At 67.0% G+C, this 4694-nt stretch carries 5 protein-coding genes; all 5 read left to right on the top strand.

Features of this window, described 5'->3' with window-relative positions; all coding sequences use genetic code 11:
- Positions 1–1187: FAD-binding oxidoreductase (locus tag AC1DOC_RS19850; protein WP_478130341.1), on the top strand; the 1187-nt coding region annotated here is incomplete at its 5' end.
- A gap of 201 nt (positions 1188–1388) precedes the next feature.
- Positions 1389–2417 (top strand): ABC transporter substrate-binding protein, encoded by a 1029-nt coding sequence (locus AC1DOC_RS19845; protein WP_015867875.1) that lies wholly within the window; start codon positions 1389–1391, stop codon positions 2415–2417.
- 145 nt (positions 2418–2562) lie between these two features.
- Positions 2563–3153 carry an NAD(P)H-dependent oxidoreductase gene (locus AC1DOC_RS19840; RefSeq protein ID WP_478130340.1) on the top strand — a complete coding sequence of 197 codons (591 nt, stop codon included), beginning with the start codon at positions 2563–2565 and terminating at the stop codon, positions 3151–3153.
- A 25-nt stretch (positions 3154–3178) separates the two neighbouring features.
- Positions 3179–4156 carry a PDR/VanB family oxidoreductase gene (locus tag AC1DOC_RS19835; protein ID WP_478080907.1) on the top strand — a complete coding sequence of 326 codons (978 nt, stop codon included), beginning with the start codon at positions 3179–3181 and terminating at the stop codon, positions 4154–4156.
- Positions 4153–4694 (top strand): TetR family transcriptional regulator C-terminal domain-containing protein (locus AC1DOC_RS19830; protein WP_478130339.1); only part of this gene is annotated, 542 nt, incomplete at its 3' end. The genes AC1DOC_RS19835 and AC1DOC_RS19830, both read left to right, overlap by 4 nt.

Here is a 4694-nt window from a genome sequence, read left to right as displayed (position 1 = left end):
ACGTGCGCCAGGCGGCCGCCGTAGCCGCCAAGTGGAAGCTGCCGCTCACCGTGCGCGCCGGCGGCACCGGCAACTACGGCCAGTGCGTGCCGCTCGAAGGCGGCATCGTGCTCGACGTGACGCAGATGTGCCGCGTGCTCGACATCCAGGAGGGCCGCATCCGCGTGGAGGCCGGCGCGCGCATGCACGACATCGACCTTGCGGCGCGCGAAACCGGCCAGGCGCTGCGCATGTGGCCCTCGACCTGGCACGTGGCCACCATCGGCGGCTTCATCGCGGGCGGCTTCGGCGGCATCGGCTCGTTCCGCCACGGCATCCTGCGCGACCCCGGCAACCTGCTGCGCGCGCGCGTGATGACGGTGGAGCGCGAGCCGCGCATCATCGAGCTGCACGGCGACGAGATCCAGCAGGTGCACCACGCCTACGGCACCAATGGCGTGATCCTCGACGTGGAAGTGGCGCTGAGTCCGGCGGTCGAGTGGGTGCACTGCACGGTGCTGTTCGAGACGTACCGCGGCGCGCTCGATTTCGGCATTGCGGCGCAGGCGCCGACGCTCGACATCTTTTTGCTCTCCACGGTCGAAGCGCGCTTCTCGCCCTACTACACGGCGATGCGCGACCGCTTTCCTTCTGACCGGCATGCGGCCTTCACCATGGTCTCGCCGGAGTCGATGGAAGAATTCCGCGTACTGGCCGCCGCGCATGGCGGCACCCTCTCGGTTGCCGGCACCGAGCCCGAGCTGCTCGCCGAGGGCCTTCCGCCCGCCTATGAATGCGCGTTCAACCACACGACGCTGCAGGCGCTCAAGGCCGACCGCGGCTGGACCTACCTGCAGGTGGCCTACGCCCAGCCCTTCGACCCGGCGGTGGTCGAGCGCCATCTGCAAATCTTCGGCGACGAGGTGCTGCAGCACCAGGACTTCGCGCGCGCCGGCGGCGAATGCGGCACCTTCGGCATCCTGCTGGTGCGCTGGAAGGGCGAAGCCCACCAGTACGAGGTGATCCGCGAGATCGAGTCGCAGGGCGGCTGCAAGATCTTCAATCCGCATGTCGTGACCATCGAGGACGGCGGCATGAAGACCATCGACACGCAGCAGATCGAGTTCAAGAAGCGCAGCGATCCGATGGGGCTCATGAACCCCGGCAAGACGCGCGGCTGGACTTCCGAGATGGCTGTCGAGCGTTGAAATGAAGCGTTGTCTTGTTATCCGTTTGGTTGGCTTCGAGGGCTGCTTGCTGTTCAGGGCGCGCTCCCGCCGACGGGGGACATTCGCGGAGGGGAGTACCCGGTGGCCTGTGCACGCGCCCCGAACAACAGCGCTTGCCATCGAACAATGGCAAGCTGACATGAAAATATCCCGTCGAATTCACACCAGGAGTCCACTGCCATGCACGTTCCCGCTCTGACCATCCGTCCGCTTGCCCTAGCCCTCGCCCTCGCGGCTGCTGCCTTCGCCGCACAGGCGCAGGAAAAAGTGGTGTTCGCCACCAACTGGAAGGCGCAGGCCGGCCACGGCGGCTTCTACCAGGCGCTGGTGGACGGCACCTACAAGAAGTACGGCCTCGACGTCGACATCCAGCAGGGCGGACCCATGGTCAACAACCGGCCCATGCTGCCGGCCGGCAAGATCGACTTCCTCATGACCGGCAACCTGCTGCAGTCCTTCGACAACGTGAAGAACGGCGTGCCCACCGTCGTGGTCGCGGCCTTCTTCCAGAAAGACCCGCAGGCCATGTTCGCGCATCCGGGACAGGGCTTCGACACCTTCAAGGACATGGCCAAGGCGCCCGTGGCCTTCATCGGCAAGGACGGCCAGTTCAGCTTCTGGCAGTGGATGAAGTCGGAACACGGCTTCAAGGATTCGCAGCTCAAGCCCTACACATTCAACGTGGGCCCGTTCCTCGCGGACAAGAAATCCATCCAGCAGGGCTACGCCATCTCCGAGCCGCTTTCCATCAAGGCCCAGGCCGGCTTCGACCCGGTGGTGCAGCTGCTGGCCGACAACGGCTTCTCGACCTACTCGACCACCATCGAAACGCGGGCCGACCTCGTCAAGACCAAGCCCGAGACCGTGCGCAAGTTCGTCGAGGCCTCGATCATCGGCTGGAACAACTACCTCTACGGCGACAACAAGGCCGCCAACGAGATGATCGCCAAGATCAACCCCGACTCGCCCGTCGCCGCGTCCCAAGGCTCCATCGAGCTCATGAAGAAGATGGGCATCGTCGACAGCGGCGAATCGCTCGCCAAGGGCATCGGCGCAATGGACGAGGCCCGCGTGAAGGACTTCTACGACAAGATGGTGAAGGCCGGCCTCTACAAGCCGGGCGAAGTCGACCTCTCGAAGGTCGTGACCACGCAGTTCGTCAACAAGGGCGTCGGTCTCGACATCCGCAAGAAGCTCGCTGGAAAGTAGGCGCGCCGATTTTTTTCTCCCGTGGGCCGCGCGGGGCTTGCGCCGGGGTCAGATGCCGGCGCCTGGGTTGCCATAAGGCACTGCGCGGCTCTTCATTCCCTGGGCTCTGACCCCGTCTCGCCGAACCGGCGAACCGGCCCTCCTCATGAAAACGCTCGTCGTCCACTGCCATCCGAACCCTGACAGCTTCAACCACGCGCTCTACCRCACCGCGCTCGAGGCCCTCGAGCCGCGGCACCCCGTCAAGGCCATCGACCTCTACGCCGAAGGCTTCGAGCCCACGCTGACGCGCGAAGAGCGCATCGCCTACCTCGACAACCCCGAACTGATCCGCGAACGCGTCAAACCGCACGTCGAAGCGCTGCTGTGGGCAGAGCACCTGGTGTTCGTCTATCCCACCTGGTTCCATGGGCCGCCGTCGATGCTCAAGGGCTGGCTCGAGCGCGTGTGGCTGCCGGGCGTGGCCTTCCTGCCGGCAGAGCGCAAGGGACAGCTCGCGAGGTCGGGCATGCGGCACATCCGGCGGCTGACGGTGGTGACCACGGGCGGCTCGCCGCGCTGGTTCGTGATGCTCATCGGCGACCCGGGCCGGCGGCTCTTCACGCGCGCGCTGCGGGCGCTGTTCGCATGGCGCTGCAAGGTCACGTGGCTGCAGCTGCACGACATGAACGCCGTCACCGCGCGCGACCGCAGCCATTTCATCGAACGCGTTGCGCGCAAGCTGCAGAGCATCTAGCAGGACAGAGGAGACAGACCCCACCATGAGCCTCGAACGCACGCTCACCGTCCGCGTCGAACGCATCTCGCGCGAGACGCCGGAAATCCTGGCCTTCGAGCTGGCCCATCCGTGGGGCCGCACGCTGCCGGGCTACGAGGCCGGCGCGCACATCGACGTGCACATGCCCGGCGGCTTCTCGCGCCAGTACTCGCTGGCGCGGTGGTCTCTTTCGAACGCGCCGTCGCACGCCGCGGCGTCCTACGTGATCGGCGTCAAGCGCGAGGCCCAAAGCCGCGGCGGCTCGGCCTCGATGCACGAGCGCGTGCGCGAAGGCGACCTGCTCGCGATCAGCGTGCCGCGCAACACCTTTGCGCTGCGCGAAGAGGCCGGGCACCATCTGCTGATGGCCGGCGGCATCGGCATGACGCCGCTGCTGGCCATGGCGCAGGCGCTCGCGGCGCGCGGTGCCTCGTTCACGCTCTGCGTGTTCGCGCGCAGCGAGGAGCACCTGGCCTTTGCCGATGCGCTGCATTCGTCCGCGCTGGCGCCGCACCTGCGCCTGCACCTCGACCAGGGCGGCGCCAGCCAGCGCATCGACCTGCGCGCACTGCTGGCCGAGCGCGCACCCAACACGCACCTGTATGTCTGCGGCCCCGGCGGCTTCATGAAGGCGGTGCGCGAGGCCGCGGCGCACTGGCCCGAGGACACGCTGCACGCCGAATACTTCGCCGCCCCCACCGATGCGAACGCGAGCACCGGCCTGCCCTTCACGCTGAAGCTCGCGCAGCGCGGCATCAGCGTGCCGGTGGCGGCCGACCAGACCGCCGTCGATGCGCTGCACGAAGTGGGCATCGACATTCCGGTGTCGTGCCAGCAGGGCCTGTGCGGCACCTGCGTGGTCGAGGGCGATGGCGAAGGCGCGGAGCACCGCGACTTCTGTCTCACGGGCAGCGAGCGGCGCCACAAGGTGGCCCTGTGCTGCTCGCGCGCCAAGGGCCGGGAACTGGTGCTGCAGCTGTGAGCATCGGAGAAGAGGAAAGAGAAAGCGACAGCGAGGCGCCCGCCACGCGCGGCCGCTCGCGCAAGTACACGCAGGTGCTCGGCCTCATCAACCGGGCCGCCATCGAGGTGTTCGCAAGCGAGGGCCTGGCCGGCGCATCGACCCAGGCCATTGCCGACAAGGCCGGGCTTTCGAAGGCGCAGCTGCACTACTACATCGAAAGCAAGGAAGCGCTCTACCGGCAGATCCTGCAGGACATCCTCAACGACTGGATCGTGGTGTTCGGCTTTGCCGACGAGGCCTTCGGCCCGCGCAAGGTGCTGGGCGACCTGATCCGCCGCAAGATGGTGTTCTCGTTCGAGCACCCGCTGCGCTCGCGCATCTTCACGGCCGAGATGATGCGCGGCGCGCCGGTGCTCAACGCCATGATGGACACGAGCAAGCAGCGCACCGACCAGGCCGCCGCCGTGATCCAGAACTGGATGAACCAGGGCCTGATGGACAAGGCCGACCCGATGCTGGTGCTGTTCCACATCTGGGCGGTGACGCAGTTCTATGC

Source organism: Variovorax sp. 01T439_2, assembly GCF_056398445.1.
The sequence above is the reverse complement of the archived record's forward strand: the minus strand, read 5'-3'. Positions and strand labels throughout refer to the sequence as shown.

Excerpts from the sequence above, each read along its gene's own strand:
- AC1DOC_RS19835 (WP_478080907.1), top strand. The coding sequence starts at position 3,179 with ATGAGCCTCGAACGCACGCTCACCGTCCGCGTCGAACGCATCTCGCGC.
- AC1DOC_RS19845 (WP_015867875.1), top strand. The coding sequence starts at position 1,389 with ATGCACGTTCCCGCTCTGACCATCCGTCCGCTTGCCCTAGCCCTCGCC.